Genomic DNA, 16,160 nt, shown 5'->3' with positions numbered 1-16,160 from the left:
TGAATGATAAGATTATGTTAATGTTTATAATCTTATCATTCATATATAGGAGATAATAAAATGGGAAAAATATCTATTGTAGGACTAGGACCTGGAGATTATTCCTTAATTAGCCAAGGGGCATTGGAAGCATTAAGTTCTAGTTCTAATGTTTATTTAAGAACTAAGAAACATCCAACAGTAGAACAATTACAAGATAAAATTCAATATACTGCTCTAGATTATTTTTATGAAAAAGAAGATAATTTTGAAGAGGTATATGGACAAATTGCAAAGTTTATAGTAGAAAAAGGTAAAAATGAAGACTTAGTTTATGCAGTTCCAGGCCATCCTCGCGTTGCAGAAAAGACTGTAGGCATTATAGAGGGCTTATGTATAGTAAATAACCTAGAACTGGATATAATACCGTCTATGAGCTTTGTAGATGCTATGTACAATTATCTAGGAGTAGACCCAGCAGAAGGATTTAAACTATTAGATGCTTTTGAGTTAGAAGAGTCTTATATAGATATAAGTACAAATACTATAATAACGCAAATATATGACTCTTTTATTGCATCAAATGTTAAATTAAAATTAATGGAACATTATGATGATGAACAAGAAGTTTGTATAGTAAATGGTGCAGGGATAAAAAGTTTAGAAAATAAAACATATGTAAAATTATATGAACTTGATAGAAAACCTGAACTTTTTAGTTATTTAACAAGTTTATATATACCCAAAGGTGATAAAAAATTATATAATACAGTTCATGATCTACAAAATATAATGAAAAAGCTTAGAGGGCCATCAGGTTGTGAATGGGATGCAAAACAAACTCATGAGTCTTTAAAAAAATATTTGATAGAAGAAGCCTATGAAGTGGTACAAGCTGTTGACAACGACGATATTGATGAGTTAATTGAAGAGTTGGGAGATGTACTTTTACAAGTTATATTCCATTGTCAAATAGGAGAAGAAGAAGGATTCTTTAACTTAGGTGACGTATCAAGTAGCATTTGTAACAAATTAATACATAGACATCCTCATGTTTTTGAAAATATTGATATAGATATGAATAAATTTGATAAAACATGGGAAGAACTGAAAAAGAAGGAAAAAGGTGAGACCAGTGTAACTGAGGGCTTACAAAGGATTCCTCAATTTTTGCCGGCTCTAACTAAAGCAGAAAAAATACAATATAAGGTCGCCCTAGTAGGATTTGACTGGGATAATATTGGCGATGTTTGTAAAAAAGTTGAAGAAGAATACAAAGAACTACTTGACGAATGTAAATCAAGGAATATAAAATACATAAAGGAAGAGTTAGGCGATTTATTATTTTCAATAGTAAATTTAGCTAGATTTTTACAAGTTGATCCAGAAGAAGCATTAAACTTAACTAGTAAGAAATTTATAAAAAGATTTAAATTTATAGAAGATAATGCTAAAGCAATGAATAAGACATTGGAAGAAATGACATTAGAAGAGATGGATAAACTATGGGAGAAGGCTAAATTTCAATAAATAATAGAAGGAAATTTCATAAATATATAGAACTTACAAGAAAAGAGTTTTATATTAACACATTTTAGGAGGTAAAAATAATGAATAAAGCTGAATTAGTATCAAAAATGGCAGAAAAAAGTGAGTTAGAATTAACTAAAAAACAAATAGAAGATGCATTAAATGCATTCATGGCTTCAGTTGAAGAAGCATTAGTTGGAGGAGAAAAAGTACAATTAGTAGGATTTGGAACTTTCGAAACTAGAGAAAGAGCTGCTAGACAAGGAAGAAACCCAAGAGACCCACAACAAGTTATAGAAATACCTGCTTCAAAAGCTCCAGTATTCAAAGCTGGAAAAGTTTTAAAAGAAGCTATAAACAAATAAGAACATAATAGAAATTAATAATAGATAAAAGTGTGGGCTTCCCACACTTTTTCTGTATACTAAGGAGGTCATATGAGACTAGATAAATTTTTAAAAGTATCCAGAATAATAAAAAGAAGAACTGTAGCCAAAGAAGCTTGTGACAAAGGAATAGTTACTATAAATGGAAAACAAGCGAAATCATCTTCAGAAGTAAATATGGGTGATGTATTAGAAATTACTTTTGGAGAAAAAATAATGAAGTTTAAAATAACTGAAATAAAAGAACATGTCCTTAAAGCTGAAGCAAAGGAAATGTATGAGATAATAGAATAATATTCACATGACCTCAGTATATTTATATTAGGAGTAATTTATATATACTGGGGGGATATTATGGAACATAGTATAAGTTTAAAAGATAGATCTAATCTAGTTATATCAGGAGTGGATCATATATATTCTTTTAATGATAAGAGGGTAGAGCTTTTAACTTCTGCAGGAAGGCTTATTGTGGAAGGTGAAGGCTTGGATATGAATAAGCTAAATTTAGAAGAAAGTATAATAAGTGTGGAAGGTACAGTAAACTCTATAAGTTATGCAAAAGAGAAAAAACCTGAAGAAAAATTCTTAAAAAAGGTATTTAAATAATGGGATTTTTCGTAGAAGATATAGGTATATTTTACTTAACTATTTATGGTGGAATAGTAATAGGACTATTGCTTGATTTTTACAGAGCATTAAGATCGAATTTCAAAATAGTAAAGAGAATATCTTTTGTTTTTGATCTTATATTTTGGATACTTATAACTTCGGTAATTTTTATAACAATTAATTTGCTAGAAAGATTTGACTTAAGATATTATCATTTTGTAGCCTTATTTCTAGGTTTTATTTTATATTACAACACCATAAGTAAGTATATTTTTACCCTGTTCAATAAAATAATTTCTTTTATAACAAGCTTATCCAAAAAGACTATACATTACATAGTCAGTTTTTTAAATAATTTGTATTACATTATTATCTATTCAATACACTTTATCTTTGATATTATTTGTTATATACCAAGTATACTTTTATCAACTAAGAGAAAAAGAAAAAAGAAAAAGGGTGTAGGTGCATGAAGATAAAAATGTTAAAAAGATTTATGGGTCAGTATATGATTCTAAGTTTATTTGTATTTTTTTTAGTGTTTAGTATCATCACTGGATTTATATTTCAAATTAGAAAAATAAATGAGTATAAAGGCCAGATAGCACAAATAAACAACCAGATAGAAGATACTAAAGAGGAAATAAATAAGTTAGAAAAGATTTCTAAAAGTAACGATTTAGAATCGGCGGCAAGAGAAGAGCTTGGCATGATTAAATCAAATGAAATAATATATGTAGATTCCAGTGAAAGAGATAACTAAGTTATCTCTTTTTCGTTTATAATAATATATTATAACTTATTAATTTGAGCGAGGTCGTTGCCTGAAGTGATAGTAAACTCAAGGCATCTCGTTGACGATATGAATTTTAGCGCCCACTAAGCAAAGAGAATTTTAACTAAGGAGGAAAAAAATGAAAATAGGAACAATCGATATAGGGACAAATTCCATGAGATTATTAATTGCAGATTATGAAGGCAATAAAATAGAAAATAGAAAAAAGTACATAAATACAACTAGAATAGGTCAAGGTGTTAATCAAGAAGGATATATTACAAAAGATGCTTTAGAAAGAAATTTAAAGGCACTTAAAGAGTTCTCTGATAAATGTAAAGAGGAAAGGTGTGACAAAGTATATTGTATGGGAACATCAGCGCTTAGAGATAGTAAAAATGGACAAGATTTTGTTAATGAGGCAAAAAACCTAACAGATATAGATGTTAAGATAATCTGTGGAGAAGAGGAATCTAATTTAGGCTTTATGGGTGTACTGCAAGGCACAGAAGGTGATAAAAAAGAAGATATATTAGTAATAGATATCGGCGGTGGTTCTACAGAGTTTATAGTGGGAAATGAGAAAGGAATTAAGTTTTGTAAAAGTGAAAATGTTGGAGCACTAAGAATGACAGAAAAATTTATTACCACAGATCCAATTAGTAATGAAGAATTTAATAATATGACAACTTTTATAGAAGATACCATATCATCTACTATAGATAAGCTTAGAACAATGAATATAAGCAAAATAATAGGAATTGGAGGCGCAATTACTTCACTTTCTGCTATGAATCAACAATTAGAAGTATATTCTATGGAAAAAGTTCATAATAGTGTGGTTACAAAAAAAGATTTAGAAAAAATTCTACAAAATTTAAAAATAATGACATTAAATGATAAGAAAACCTTAAAAGGCCTACAGCCAAAACGAGCGGATATTATAACGGCTGGTGTAAAAATATTACATATTGTAATGAAAAAGTTAGAATTTGAAAAAATAATGATAAGTGAGTACGATAATTTGGAAGGCCTAATGTGTCAAAACTCAAAAAATATGTCTTAATTTTTTAGGAATACTAAAACCAATTGCGACAAAATATAATTCTCCCCTTTGATATAATTCATTGTAAATAGTAAACAAAGGAGGAGATTTTTTTATGGAGAGAAATGGAGCTGCTATAAAAAATAGAGGGATTAATTTAAATAAATTAAAAATAAATAAATATATAAACACAAAGACGGCAATTTTTATGCTGATGGGATTTTTTCTTAGTCGATTTACCATTGTGGATGGGGTAGCACCCTTTGGAATAGCATTTTTCTTATTTTTTGTTAAATTAGATCAATATAAATATCAAGTATTTTTGTCAACTATGTTGGGCATATTATTATCATTTAATGATATATCATCTGTTGCTAAGTACAGTATATGTTTAGTTATTATTTTTGCTTTTAGTAATAAGATTAAAAAATTGGATTCTATAGCCAAGATAAGTTTGCTAGGGGCTGTAATATTACTCCCTATGTCTTTAGGACAAACAGCATATTATGGTAATAACAACATATACGATTTTATAATAGTTTTTATGGAGTTTGTAGTCACGTTTATTTCATCATATATATTTTCATTTGGGACAAAGTTCTTAATAAATAATAGGAACAAGATGTACATAAGTCCCGAGGAGGTAGTTTCCCTCAGCCTACTGATTGCCTTTAGTATTATTGGTATAGGCAATATAGGTTTATTTGGTGTTTCAGCTAGAGGAGTTTTAGCAACTGTGTTAATACTTATAGCATCTATACTTGGAGGATCAACTCTAGGTGCTACAAGTGGAGTTATCGTTGGTTTAGGTTTTATGATATCTAACGTAGTATCAGCCTTATATATGGGAGTATATTCTTTTGCAGGCCTTGTATCTGGGGCATTTAATAAATTAAATAAATATATCTCTATATTAGGATATTTATTAAGTTGGATTATAATATATTCCTATACTTCGGGAATAACTTCAAATTTATCACAAATAATTGATATAGCCATAGGGTGTTTAATAGTTTCTCTAATACCAAAATCATTTTTTAATAAGATGGAGAAATTAGTAAAAACCAAGGTAGACTCTAACGAAGCTGTTTATGAATATATAACAAGAAGTAAAAACTTAACAAATAGCAAACTTATGAATATACAAAGAGTATATAGTGAGTTAGCTAACACTTTTGACAAAGTAAGAGAAAGAGACAAAGTGATAGACCAAAGAGATATATCTACAATAATTGATTTAATTCATAATGATGAATGCCAATATTGTAGTATGCAACGAATTTGTTGGGAATCAAAATTTAATTATACTTACAACTTAATATATGAAATAATTGAAAAAATAGAGGATGGTGAGATAAGTACAAGGGATATTCCAGAAAACTTTAGGAAAGAGTGTATGAAGCCAGAGCTAATTGTAAGAGTAGCTAATTATTATTATAAACTATATGCTCTAGACTATGATTGGAGTATGAAACTAAGTGAAAGTAGAAAAGTTATATCAAAACAAATAAAAGACATATCCAAATCCATAGAATGTATATCCAAAGGCTTGGAGCATGACATTATGTTGAATTTGGACAAGGAAAAAGAAATCTTTGATGAACTACAAAGATATAACATAATTGTGGACAAGGTTAATTATATCCAGGAAAATAACGATGATTTTAAAATAGCCATCGAAATGAAAAACTGCAGAGATGGTTGCTTATGTGATGAGAATTTATTAAAAATTATTTCTAACTTTGTAGGAGAATCTTTAGATATTCAAAAGATCGGGTGTCATTGTTTAGGAGAAAATTGTAAGGTTATTTTTACAAAAGCTGAGAAATTTAAGGTGGTCACTGAGGTAGCAACCATGTCTCGAGATGGTCATATATTCTGTGGAGACAATTCTACATTTATGGAGATATACGATGGAAAATATATGATGGCAATAAGTGATGGTATGGGCAAAGGCAAAAAGGCATATGATGAATCATCTGTTACTATAGACATTTTGGAAAATATGATGGAAGCTAAAATTGACAAAGAGATAGTTATAAACACAATAAACAATATGCTTTTACTTAAATCATCGGAAGAAATTTTTTCTACACTGGATTTAGGTATAGTTGATTTGAAAAAAGGAAGGTTAGAAACTGTTAAAATGGGTGCTTGCTCAACATATATTAGTAGAGAAAATAAGGATGTAGATATAATTTCATCCTCTTCACTACCAGTTGGAATTTTGTCTGAAATAAACTTAGACAGACATAATGTGAAAATAAAGAATGGTGATTTTATAATAATGGTCTCTGATGGGATTGTTGATGCTGGCAAAAATAATGACTTTGGAGAGAATTGGCTAATATACTTCTTAAAAAAATTAACAACAACTAATCCAAAGGAAATTGCAAATCAAATTTTAGACCGAGCTCTAGAATTGCAGCTTGGAGAGGTAGATGATGATATGACCGTGTTGGTGACTAAAGTTGTCAGCAATTAAAATATAAATATCAACAAAAAAGTATAAATATCTATAAATTTTGTTGATAAGATTGTAAAAAATGTTGATAAATAGGAGGAATATGGTGAAGTAATATAATTTTGTTAATATAAAACCGTTGAAAATACTAAAATGTATTAAAAAGAAAGGGTGTTGATATGTGAATAAGATTGTGGATAAGTATTGGTTATACACAGTATGTAAAATTGAATAATTTGTAAAAAATGAGCCATCCTATTATTAAGTAACTTGATGAAAGGGTGGCTTTTTATGGGCAGAAAGTTATTAAAATTATTAATCGTTTTATTACTATTATTTGGAATGTATACTACAAGACAAGATATTTATCATAATTGTGCTACAGTTTTTGCACAAAATGAAAAAGATGAAGAGAAACCAAAAAAAGAAATTGATTATAGCAAGTATTGTTGGAATTTATATACCTTATATAAAAATGACGATGCGTGGTCAAAAGACTTGAAAAAATTTAATCAAGAGATGAACGAGCTTGAAAACTATATAGGAAAATTAACAAAATCAAAAACTCATTTATATTTAGGAATGGGAATAAAAGAAAAACTTGATATAAAGCTAAACTCTTTATCAGCTTATGCTAAGTTAAAAAAAGATTTAAATAAAAATTCATATGAATATCTAAACATGACAGAAGAAATTAAAAAATCTTATTCTAGGTATATGAAGATTACATCACAGTTGGAGTTAGAAATACTTAAATTATCAGATAAAGATTGTAATAAATACCTATCTGATAGAAAAATCAATAATAAGTATGGTATGTATATAAAAGAGATTAGAAGAAATAAAAAACATTATTTAGATGATAAAAGTGAAAATATATTATCAAACATGTCATCTATAAATGGACTACCTAGCAATGTTTATGATTTATTTAGAAATATGGACAAAAAAACTAATATGACTCCTGCAGAATACGAAAATGCTATACAAGACTTTAATAGAGAAAAAAGAGTAGAAGCTTATAAAAATGAATTTCTTCCATATAACGATAATGTAAATACTTTAGCAGGATTGTTAAGTGGACAGGTTAATAAAAATGTTTTTTGTTCTTCAGTTAGAAATTATGATTCATCTTTGCAAATGTATTTAGACTCAGATAATATAGATGAAAAGGTTTATAAAGGATTAATAAAAACTGTAAGCAAAAATACAGATAGTTTACATAAGTATATTAGTCTTAGAAAGAAAGTTTTAAACTTAGATAAAGTGTATTATTATGATATGTTTGTACCTATTGTTAGTGAATGCGAAGATGTTGTTTCTTATGATAAAGCTCAAGGGATGGTTTATTCTGCTTTGGCACCTTTAGGTGATGCATATGGAAGTATACTTTACAAGGCATTTAATGAAAGATGGGTAGACGTATACTCTAAAGAAAATAAAGTTAGCGGAGGGTATTGCTTATCGGTATATGACAATCATCCTTATATACTGCTTAACTACAATAGCTCCATAGGAGGAGTATCTACATTAGTTCATGAACTTGGCCACGGAGTTTATGAATATTTAAGCACTAAAAATCAAAACTTTTATAATTCTTCTCCATCGATTTTTACTCATGAAGTAGCATCAACAACAAATGAAGTACTTCTTTATGAAAATTTGATTAAAAATGCAAGAAACAATAAAGAAAAAGCGTACTATATTAGCATGTATTTAGACTTTATAAAAAATACACTATATACACAAACTATGTACGCTGAATTTGAAGATTATATACATGAGGCTGCGGAAAATAATAAGCAGCTAAATGCTTTAGTATTAAATGATAAATGGTCTATGTTATTGAAAAAATACTATGGAGATGATTTTGAAGTGGATCCATTATCTATGGTAGGATGGGCAAGAATACCTCATTTTTATAATAGTTTTTATGTATACAAATATGCGACAGGGTGTTGTAGTGCTGTTACTTGTGCTCAAGACATACTTAAAAATGGGCCAGAGAATTATTTGAATTTCCTTAAAAAAGGTGGTTCAGATTATCCTTTAAATCTGTTAAAATCTAATAATGTTGATTTAAATAGTCAAAAACCTATTAATAATACTATCGATAAATTTGATCAACTGGTAAATGAGTTAGAAAAATTATTAGAAGAGAAGTAATTGTTTAACTAATAATAAACATGACAAAACTATGAGTATGATGATAAAATAAATATGAATATAACTTATTGTATTTAAGATTATTGGAGGGAATAACATTATGCAAAGGAAAATAAGAAAAGCGGTTATACCTGCTGCAGGTCTTGGGACAAGATTTCTACCAGCAACAAAGGCTCAACCAAAAGAAATGTTACCTATTGTTGATAAACCAACCTTGCAATATATAATTGAGGAAGCTGTAGCTTCTGGAATAGAGGAAATATTAATAATAACTGGTAAAAATAAAAAATCTATTGAAGATCATTTTGATAAATCAGTAGAGTTAGAATTAGAACTTGAACAAAAAGGAAAGACAGAATTACTAGAAATAGTTAGAGATATATCAAAGATGATAAACATCTATTATATAAGACAAAAGGAACCTAAAGGACTTGGTGATGCTATATACTGTGCAAGAAGCTTCATAGGAGATGAACCTTTTGCTGTCATGCTTGGAGATGATATCGTAGACAATGATGTCCCATGTTTGAGACAACTTATGGATGCTTACGAAGAATATAGAACTACAATTCTTGGAGTTCAAAAAGTTGAAAATGAAAATGTAAATAAGTATGGTATAATAGACGCTAAACATATAGAAGATAGAGTTTACAAAGTTAAGGATCTAGTTGAAAAGCCTGATATAGATAAAGCTCCTTCTAATATTGCGATTTTAGGAAGATATATAATTACACCTGAAATATTTGATATATTAGAAGATTTACCTATAGGAAAAGGTGGAGAAGTTCAGTTAACAGATGCCTTAAAAAGACTATCTAAAAAAGAGGCTATGTATGCATATAATTTTGAGGGAAGAAGATACGATGTGGGGGACAAATTAGGTTTCCTAGAAGCTACTGTAGATTTTGCTCTTAAAAAAGATGAATTAAGAGATGATTTTATGAAATATCTTAAAAAAGTTAGCCTTGAAGACGCTGATAAAGAATAGTTACAAAATTTAGAGAGGTGATTCATATGGCTAAAAATATGCAAAAAAAAATGACTAAAGTCCTAGCAATAGGAATAGCTGTAATTTTTATATTAACAAGTATATCTACGTTAATAAGAATGTTAGCAATGTCATTATAGAGAAAAAGCTGGTCTTTTATGACCGGCTTTTTTAATTTGAACAAAACTACTATTTATATATGATTGTACAACAAAAAAATATAGTATATCACATATGCATTCATAATAAAAAATAAAATAGTATGTGGTATACTATTTACTAAAATAAGTATATAATATATAATTTTCTATGGAATATAATAAAGGAGATGGGAAATTAATGGATAGAAATTTAGCATTAGAACTTGTAAGAGTAACAGAAGCAGCAGCCTTAGTATCTTCTCAATTTATGGGAAGAGGAGATAAAAATGGAGCGGATGGCGCTGCTGTAGAAGCGATGAGAAGAGCTTTTGAATCGGTGAAAATTAATGGAGAAGTAGTTATTGGTGAAGGTGAGTTAGATGAAGCACCGATGCTTTATATAGGGGAAAAGGTTGGATTACAAACAGAAGATTCTATGGAAGTTGATATAGCTGTGGATCCACTTGATGGAACTACATTAATAGCAAAAGGACTTCCAAATGCCATATCAGTAATAGCTGTTGGAAAAAAAGGTTCCCTACTTCATGCCCCAGACACATATATGAAAAAGATTGTTGTTGGTCCAAAAGCAAAAGGATGTATAGACTTAGATAAAAGTGTTGAAGAAAATATATTAAGTGTGGCAAAAGCTTTAGGTAAAAAAACTACGCAAATGACAATAATGACACAAGATAGAGAAAGACATAATTATATAATTGAACCTGCTAGAAAATTAGGCTGCCAAATAAGAATGTTTGGTGATGGAGACGTAGCTACAGGTATTGCTACTTGTTTTGAAGAAACTGGTGTAGATATACTTATGGGAATCGGTGGAGGACCAGAAGGTGTAATAACAGCAGCAGCTATAAAATGTATGGGTGGAGATATGCAAGCGCAAATTTATCCTATGAGTGAACAAGAAAGAAACAGATGCCATGAAATGGGACTATCTGATGAAGATATAGAAAAGAAATTAACTTTAGAAGATTTAGCTAAAGGTGATGATTTATTCTTTGCTGCTACAGGAATTACAGAAGGCAACTTATTAAAAGGTGTAATAAATGTAGGAGATAATAAAGCTAAAACTGAATCTATTGTAATGAGAGGAAAGACAGGAACAATAAGATTTGTAGATGCAACTCATAACCTTGATAAAAATGAAATACTTATTGATTTAATGAAAAAATATAATATGGAATAAATAAAAAGTGGGCAAATTGTCCACTTTTTTATAATTATAAATATTTTTAATGGATCAATAGAATAGCTTGAAGTTGTAGCAGAGGCATCCTGTTGAATACACAAAGAATAGCGCCTATGCAGTGACTTAAAAGAATCAAATTTTTTTGTTTTTGATGAATAAATTTACAAATAATAGTAAAAATAATAAAAAAGATAAGAACTAGGAGTTTTACGTGTTGACCATGATATTTAATAGTGATATTATTAGTTTATTAAATTTCATATTTAAAAATGATTACTTTTCTTTTTCACACCCTATATTCCCTATAAAATTAAAATTTAATTACAGCCTTAAATAAAATGTGAGGAGGTTCCTTTGAATTTGGAAAATATAACAATGGAAGAATTGAGTAAAAAGACTTTAGCAGAACTTAGACAAATAGCTAAAGACTTAGATATAAAATCAGTTACTAAATACAAAAAAAATGAATTGATTGAGTTAATTAATAGCAACTCAAAAAATAACAATGAAAAAGACAAGAAGATATTAGGTAATAATGAAGTAAGTATAAATAAAGAATATCTTAATGAAGATATAGAGGCTAAAGAACAAAAACAGGGAAGAGAAAATATAGATAATAGTGGGGACAGAAATAAACAATTTATTAATAGAAATAGTGATACGGAAAATTTTAAACCTGGTGATAAATTAGATAATAGATCTTATGTAAAAACTCATAGTAGAGAAAATCAAAACAATTCTCGTAATTTCAACAATAATAAAACTTCAAGTATGGAAAGTAGAAATCAGAGAAATAATAAAGGTAATTATGTACCAAAAGTTGTTGAAGAATCTAAAATAATTAATGAGTTCAACACTTCTAAGGATGATGAAGTAGTTGGAGTTTTAGAAATACTTCCTGATGGATTTGGTTTCTTAAGAGGATCTAACTATCAATCTACAGATGAAGACGTATATGTTTCTCCATCTCAAATAAGAAGATTTAATCTTCAAACAGGGGATAAAGTTAGAGGTATAACAAGACATCCAAAAACAGGAGAAAAGTTTAGAGCATTACTATTTGTACAAAAAGTTAATGAGGAAAACCCAGAAACTTGTATAAATAGAAAATCATTTGTTAACTTAACACCAATATACCCAGAAGAAAGACTAACACTTGAAAAAAGTCAAAATGAAATATCAACTAGATTAATCGACTTAATTTCGCCAATAGGAAAAGGACAAAGGGGTCTTATAGTTGCGCCACCAAAGGCAGGTAAAACTATACTTCTTAAAAGTGTAGCTAATAGCATTGCTAAAAACCATCCTAATGTGGAATTAATAGTATTATTAATAGATGAAAGACCAGAAGAAGTTACAGATATGAGAGAATCTATCAATGGAGATGTTATTTACTCAACATTTGATCAAGTATCAAATCATCATGTTAAAGTAGCAGAGATGGTATTAAATAGAGCTCAAAGACTTGTTGAACATGGAAAAGATGTTGTAATACTTCTTGATAGTATAACAAGATTAGCAAGAGCTTATAACTTAACAATATCACCAACAGGAAGAACTTTATCAGGAGGTCTTGATCCAGGAGCGTTACATGGACCTAAAAAATTCTTTGGAGCAGCTAGAAATATTAGACAAGGTGGTTCATTAACAATACTTGCGACTGCATTAGTAGAAACGGGTTCTAGAATGGATGATGTAATCTTCGAAGAATTCAAAGGAACTGGTAATATGGAATTACATCTAGATAGAAAGCTTGCTGAGAAGAGAATATTCCCTGCTGTAGATATTTATAAGTCAGGAACAAGAAGAGAGGACTTATTACTTACAGAAGAAGAAAAAACAGCTTTATGGAAATTAAGAAAAGAAATGAGTAATAATTCTATATTAGAAGTTACAGATAACTTAATAGATGCATTAAAGAAAACAAAAAATAATGAAGAATTTATAAGAAGTATTAAGTAAAAAACATAAACCTAAAATCATATGGTGAAGAAATGCAAAAATCCTTGTATCACTAAAAAACATGTGATATAATGATGTAGTTGAAGATGAAAACTTAAAATTAATATAATTAATTTAGAATATAATTGAAAAAGAGGTGACTAAAAATGCAAAAAGATATACAACCAAAATACAATGCAGTTGAAGTACACTGTGCATGTGGAAATACTTTCATGGCTGGTTCAACTAAGGACGAAATAAGAGTTGAAATATGTTCAGAGTGCCATCCTTTCTATACTGGAAAGCAAAAGAACATAGAAAAAGGTGGAAGAATCGACAAATTCAAAAAAAGATTCAAAATGGATTAATTATTGTAAAAAAAGGGGTTGGTTATCCAACTCCTATTTTATTTCCCTAATTACTAAAAAAATACATAATTTTAGAATATTATTAATAATAACATTAGATAAAAGCTTAGGAGGTTCGAAAATATGTATAGACCAGTAAACCATGGTTATATTGAAGTAGTAGTTGGACCTATGTATAGTGGAAAGAGTGAAGAATTAATAAGAAGATTAAAAAGAGCTAAAATTGCAAAACAAAATATTATTGTATTTAAACCTCATATAGATGATAGATATAGTAAGAAAGATGTAGTATCTCATAGTGGGGACAGTATAGAAGCTATTCCAATAAAAGAAGCATCGAGTATTTATGATTTAATAGATGAAGATGTTCAAGTTGTTGGTATAGATGAGGTGCAATTTTTTGATGAAGAAATAGTAGATATTGCTGTTGACTTAGCTAACAAGGGCGTAAGAGTTATAGCAGCAGGTCTAGATATGGATTTCAAAGGAGAACCATTTGGTCCTACACCAAGACTTTTAGCAGTTGCTGAATTTGTAGATAAAATTCAAGCTATTTGCTCTGTGTGTGGTCAACCAGCAACAAGATCACAAAGATTAATAGATGGAAAACCGGCAAGATATGATGATCCTATTATTCAAGTAGGAGCTGTAGAAAGCTATGAAGCTAGATGTAGAAAGTGCCATGTGGTGAAATAAATTATTAACCCCTTAAAAGTATAATATAATACTCTAAGGGGAATTTTTATATTATAATAGTTTTAGTGTTAGAAAAATTATTATGAGGAGTATTACCATGAAAAAGCAAAGTGTTGGAGGGCAAGCTGTAATTGAAGGGGTTATGATGCAGTCTAAAAATTACAGAGCAATTGCTGTTAGAAAAAGTAATGGAGAAATTGAATTAAAAAAAAATAGAATAAAAAGCTGGATAAAAGATAAAAAAATTGATAAGATACCTTTTTTAAGAGGCTCATTTATATTATTTGAAACTATGATAGAAGGTATGAAAAGTCTAAATTATTCATCAGAATTTTTTTTAGAAGAAGAAGAAGAGGAAGATGCAATAGATAGATTTCTAAAAAGAATATTTAAAGATAAAGCCAATGATGCGATTATGGCAGTATCTCTTATTTTGGCAATGCTTCTTTCTGTTGGATTATTTGTATTAATACCAACATCCATAGGAGGATTATTTTCATCATTTATACACAACAACATAATACTTAATTTAATTGAAGGTTTATTTAGAATATTTATATTAATATTGTATATGTTGTTAATATCTAGAAATAAAGATATAAAAAGAACCTTTATGTATCATGGAGCAGAACATAAGGCTATTTATTGCTATGAAAGTGGTTTAGAATTAACAGTAGAAAACGCAAGGAAATTTACAACGCTACATCCTAGATGTGGTACAAACTTCTTATTTATAGTAATGGCAACATCAATTATATTATTTTCTTTTTTTGGATGGCCAAATATTTTAGCTAGAATAGCAATGAGAATATTATGCATACCTATAGTTGCTGGCATATCTTATGAAATAATAAAATTTCTTGGGAAATATAATAATATATTAAGTAAAATTGTTGCATATCCAGGAATGATGCTTCAACATATTACTACAAAGGAACCAAATGATGAACAATTAGAAGTAGCGATAAAAGCATTAAAGGCTGTAATTTAAGAGAAATAAGGAGAAACTTATGACTATTAAGGAAATAATTATAAGATATTCAAAAGAGCTTGAAGAAATAAGTCCTACACCTAGACTTGATGTGGAAACATTACTACAAAAAGTCCTTGAGGTAGATAGATTATATATACTTTTAAACTTAGAGAAATCATTAAGTGAGGATGAAGAAAAACTATTTAGTAAACTTATAAATGAAAGATTAAATAATAGACCAATTGCTTATATTGTAGGAAATCGTGAATTTATGGGACTAGACTTTTATGTTCAAGAAGGTGTTTTAATACCAAGACCAGACACAGAAGTATTAGTAGAAGAAATTATTGAACTAGGAAAAAATAAAGGGCCTATAAATATACTTGATATTGGTACGGGTTCTGGTGCCATTACTGTTAGTTTAGCAAAATACTTAGACAATGCTAAAATTACTTCTGTAGATATATCAGATATAGCTTTGGAGATTGGTAAAAAAAATGCTGAAAGCAATAATGTAAAGGATAGAATAACTTTTATTAAATCAGATTTATTTACTAATATAGATGATAATATGAGATTTGATATAATAGTCTCGAATCCTCCATATATAAAAAGAGAAGTTATCGAAACTTTAGACAAACAAGTTAAAGATTTTGAACCATATAATGCATTGGAAGGTGGAATAGATGGCTTAGATTTTTATAGGGCTATAACTATACAGTCTAAAAAATATCTTAATAATGATGGAATTTTAGCTTATGAAGTAGGTCATGATCAAAGTGAAGAAGTTAGTAAGTTAATGGAGTCAGATGGATATACTAATATATATACTAGAAAAGACTTACAACAAATTGACAGAGTTGTTATAGGAAGTGTTTTATGATATAATAAAA

16 protein-coding genes are annotated in these 16,160 nt (G+C 28.7%); all 16 read left to right on the top strand.

Going from position 1 to position 16,160, the window contains the following annotated elements; all coding sequences use genetic code 11:
• The first annotated feature begins 60 nt into the window (after positions 1–60).
• The 16 genes from yabN (at position 61) to prmC (ending at position 16,150) form a co-directional block, all read left to right on the top strand.
• Positions 61–1,509, top strand: a complete 1,449-nt coding sequence (yabN, locus tag K0039_RS13360; RefSeq protein ID WP_228105561.1) for a bifunctional methyltransferase/pyrophosphohydrolase YabN — start codon at positions 61–63, stop codon at positions 1,507–1,509.
• 80 nt (positions 1,510–1,589) lie between these two features.
• A complete protein-coding gene (locus tag K0039_RS13355) occupies positions 1,590–1,874 on the top strand; it encodes an HU family DNA-binding protein (RefSeq protein ID WP_018591954.1) in 285 nt (94 codons plus the stop codon).
• Positions 1,875–1,946: 72 nt separating this feature from the next.
• Entirely contained in the window at positions 1,947–2,189 is a 243-nt protein-coding gene (locus K0039_RS13350) for an RNA-binding S4 domain-containing protein (RefSeq protein WP_228105560.1), read from the top strand.
• Positions 2,190–2,249: 60 nt separating this feature from the next.
• The gene (gene yabP / locus K0039_RS13345) at positions 2,250–2,504 is read left to right on the top strand and encodes a sporulation protein YabP (RefSeq protein WP_228105559.1); all 255 of its coding nucleotides are present in this window, start codon (positions 2,250–2,252) and stop codon (positions 2,502–2,504) included.
• Positions 2,504–2,980, top strand: a complete 477-nt coding sequence (gene yabQ, locus K0039_RS22815) for a spore cortex biosynthesis protein YabQ (RefSeq protein WP_228105558.1) — start codon at positions 2,504–2,506, stop codon at positions 2,978–2,980. The genes yabP and yabQ overlap by 1 nt, the downstream gene beginning before the upstream one ends.
• On the top strand, positions 2,977–3,270 hold the full coding sequence (locus K0039_RS13335; protein ID WP_228105557.1) for an FtsB family cell division protein: 294 nt from the start codon (positions 2,977–2,979) through the stop codon (positions 3,268–3,270). Before yabQ ends, K0039_RS13335 begins: the two co-directional genes overlap by 4 nt.
• Before the next feature lie 151 nt (positions 3,271–3,421).
• Complete coding sequence (locus K0039_RS13330) at positions 3,422–4,348, top strand: Ppx/GppA phosphatase family protein (RefSeq protein ID WP_228105556.1); 927 nt, start codon at positions 3,422–3,424, stop codon at positions 4,346–4,348.
• Between the two features lie 94 nt (positions 4,349–4,442).
• Positions 4,443–6,812, top strand: a complete 2,370-nt coding sequence (gene spoIIE / locus K0039_RS13325; protein WP_228105555.1) for a stage II sporulation protein E — start codon at positions 4,443–4,445, stop codon at positions 6,810–6,812.
• Between the two features lie 270 nt (positions 6,813–7,082).
• Positions 7,083–8,957 (top strand): oligoendopeptidase F, encoded by a 1,875-nt coding sequence (gene pepF, locus K0039_RS13320; protein ID WP_228105554.1) that lies wholly within the window; start codon positions 7,083–7,085, stop codon positions 8,955–8,957.
• A gap of 100 nt (positions 8,958–9,057) precedes the next feature.
• Positions 9,058–9,945: a UTP--glucose-1-phosphate uridylyltransferase GalU gene (gene galU, locus K0039_RS13315; RefSeq protein ID WP_228105553.1), complete on the top strand. Its 888-nt coding sequence runs from the start codon at positions 9,058–9,060 to the stop codon at positions 9,943–9,945.
• A 339-nt stretch (positions 9,946–10,284) separates the two neighbouring features.
• Positions 10,285–11,286, top strand: a complete 1,002-nt coding sequence (glpX, locus tag K0039_RS13310) for a class II fructose-bisphosphatase (RefSeq protein WP_228105552.1) — start codon at positions 10,285–10,287, stop codon at positions 11,284–11,286.
• Between the two features lie 378 nt (positions 11,287–11,664).
• Positions 11,665–13,251, top strand: a complete 1,587-nt coding sequence (gene rho, locus K0039_RS13305) for a transcription termination factor Rho (protein ID WP_228105625.1) — start codon at positions 11,665–11,667, stop codon at positions 13,249–13,251.
• Positions 13,252–13,397: 146 nt separating this feature from the next.
• On the top strand, positions 13,398–13,598 hold the full coding sequence (rpmE, locus tag K0039_RS13300) for a 50S ribosomal protein L31 (RefSeq protein ID WP_018591942.1): 201 nt from the start codon (positions 13,398–13,400) through the stop codon (positions 13,596–13,598).
• 123 nt (positions 13,599–13,721) lie between these two features.
• A complete protein-coding gene (locus tag K0039_RS13295) occupies positions 13,722–14,294 on the top strand; it encodes a thymidine kinase (protein WP_228105551.1) in 573 nt (190 codons plus the stop codon).
• 97 nt (positions 14,295–14,391) lie between these two features.
• Complete coding sequence (locus K0039_RS13290; protein WP_228105550.1) at positions 14,392–15,285, top strand: DUF1385 domain-containing protein; 894 nt, start codon at positions 14,392–14,394, stop codon at positions 15,283–15,285.
• A 19-nt stretch (positions 15,286–15,304) separates the two neighbouring features.
• Positions 15,305–16,150: a peptide chain release factor N(5)-glutamine methyltransferase gene (gene prmC / locus K0039_RS13285; RefSeq protein ID WP_228105549.1), complete on the top strand. Its 846-nt coding sequence runs from the start codon at positions 15,305–15,307 to the stop codon at positions 16,148–16,150.
• Positions 16,151–16,160 lie beyond the last annotated feature (10 nt).

Source organism: Terrisporobacter mayombei, assembly GCF_020748465.1.
GTDB classification, from domain to species: domain Bacteria; phylum Bacillota; class Clostridia; order Peptostreptococcales; family Peptostreptococcaceae; genus Terrisporobacter; species Terrisporobacter mayombei.
The sequence above is the reverse complement of the archived record's forward strand: the minus strand, read 5'-3'. Positions and strand labels throughout refer to the sequence as shown.

What these genes read in the sequence shown, in the direction of transcription:
- K0039_RS13355 (WP_018591954.1), top strand. Translation starts at nt 1,590, where the DNA reads ATGAATAAAGCTGAATTAGTATCAAAAATGGCAGAAAAAAGTGAGTTA.
- prmC (WP_228105549.1), top strand. Translation starts at nt 15,305, where the DNA reads ATGACTATTAAGGAAATAATTATAAGATATTCAAAAGAGCTTGAAGAA.
- rho (WP_228105625.1), top strand. Translation starts at nt 11,665, where the DNA reads ATGGAAGAATTGAGTAAAAAGACTTTAGCAGAACTTAGACAAATAGCT.
- galU (WP_228105553.1), top strand. Translation starts at nt 9,058, where the DNA reads ATGCAAAGGAAAATAAGAAAAGCGGTTATACCTGCTGCAGGTCTTGGG.
- yabP (WP_228105559.1), top strand. Translation starts at nt 2,250, where the DNA reads ATGGAACATAGTATAAGTTTAAAAGATAGATCTAATCTAGTTATATCA.
- K0039_RS13335 (WP_228105557.1), top strand. Translation starts at nt 2,977, where the DNA reads ATGAAGATAAAAATGTTAAAAAGATTTATGGGTCAGTATATGATTCTA.
- K0039_RS13295 (WP_228105551.1), top strand. Translation starts at nt 13,722, where the DNA reads ATGTATAGACCAGTAAACCATGGTTATATTGAAGTAGTAGTTGGACCT.
- rpmE (WP_018591942.1), top strand. Translation starts at nt 13,398, where the DNA reads ATGCAAAAAGATATACAACCAAAATACAATGCAGTTGAAGTACACTGT.
- glpX (WP_228105552.1), top strand. Translation starts at nt 10,285, where the DNA reads ATGGATAGAAATTTAGCATTAGAACTTGTAAGAGTAACAGAAGCAGCA.
- K0039_RS13350 (WP_228105560.1), top strand. Translation starts at nt 1,947, where the DNA reads ATGAGACTAGATAAATTTTTAAAAGTATCCAGAATAATAAAAAGAAGA.
- spoIIE (WP_228105555.1), top strand. Translation starts at nt 4,443, where the DNA reads ATGGAGAGAAATGGAGCTGCTATAAAAAATAGAGGGATTAATTTAAAT.
- yabQ (WP_228105558.1), top strand. Translation starts at nt 2,504, where the DNA reads ATGGGATTTTTCGTAGAAGATATAGGTATATTTTACTTAACTATTTAT.
- K0039_RS13330 (WP_228105556.1), top strand. Translation starts at nt 3,422, where the DNA reads ATGAAAATAGGAACAATCGATATAGGGACAAATTCCATGAGATTATTA.
- K0039_RS13290 (WP_228105550.1), top strand. Translation starts at nt 14,392, where the DNA reads ATGAAAAAGCAAAGTGTTGGAGGGCAAGCTGTAATTGAAGGGGTTATG.
- pepF (WP_228105554.1), top strand. Translation starts at nt 7,083, where the DNA reads ATGGGCAGAAAGTTATTAAAATTATTAATCGTTTTATTACTATTATTT.
- yabN (WP_228105561.1), top strand. Translation starts at nt 61, where the DNA reads ATGGGAAAAATATCTATTGTAGGACTAGGACCTGGAGATTATTCCTTA.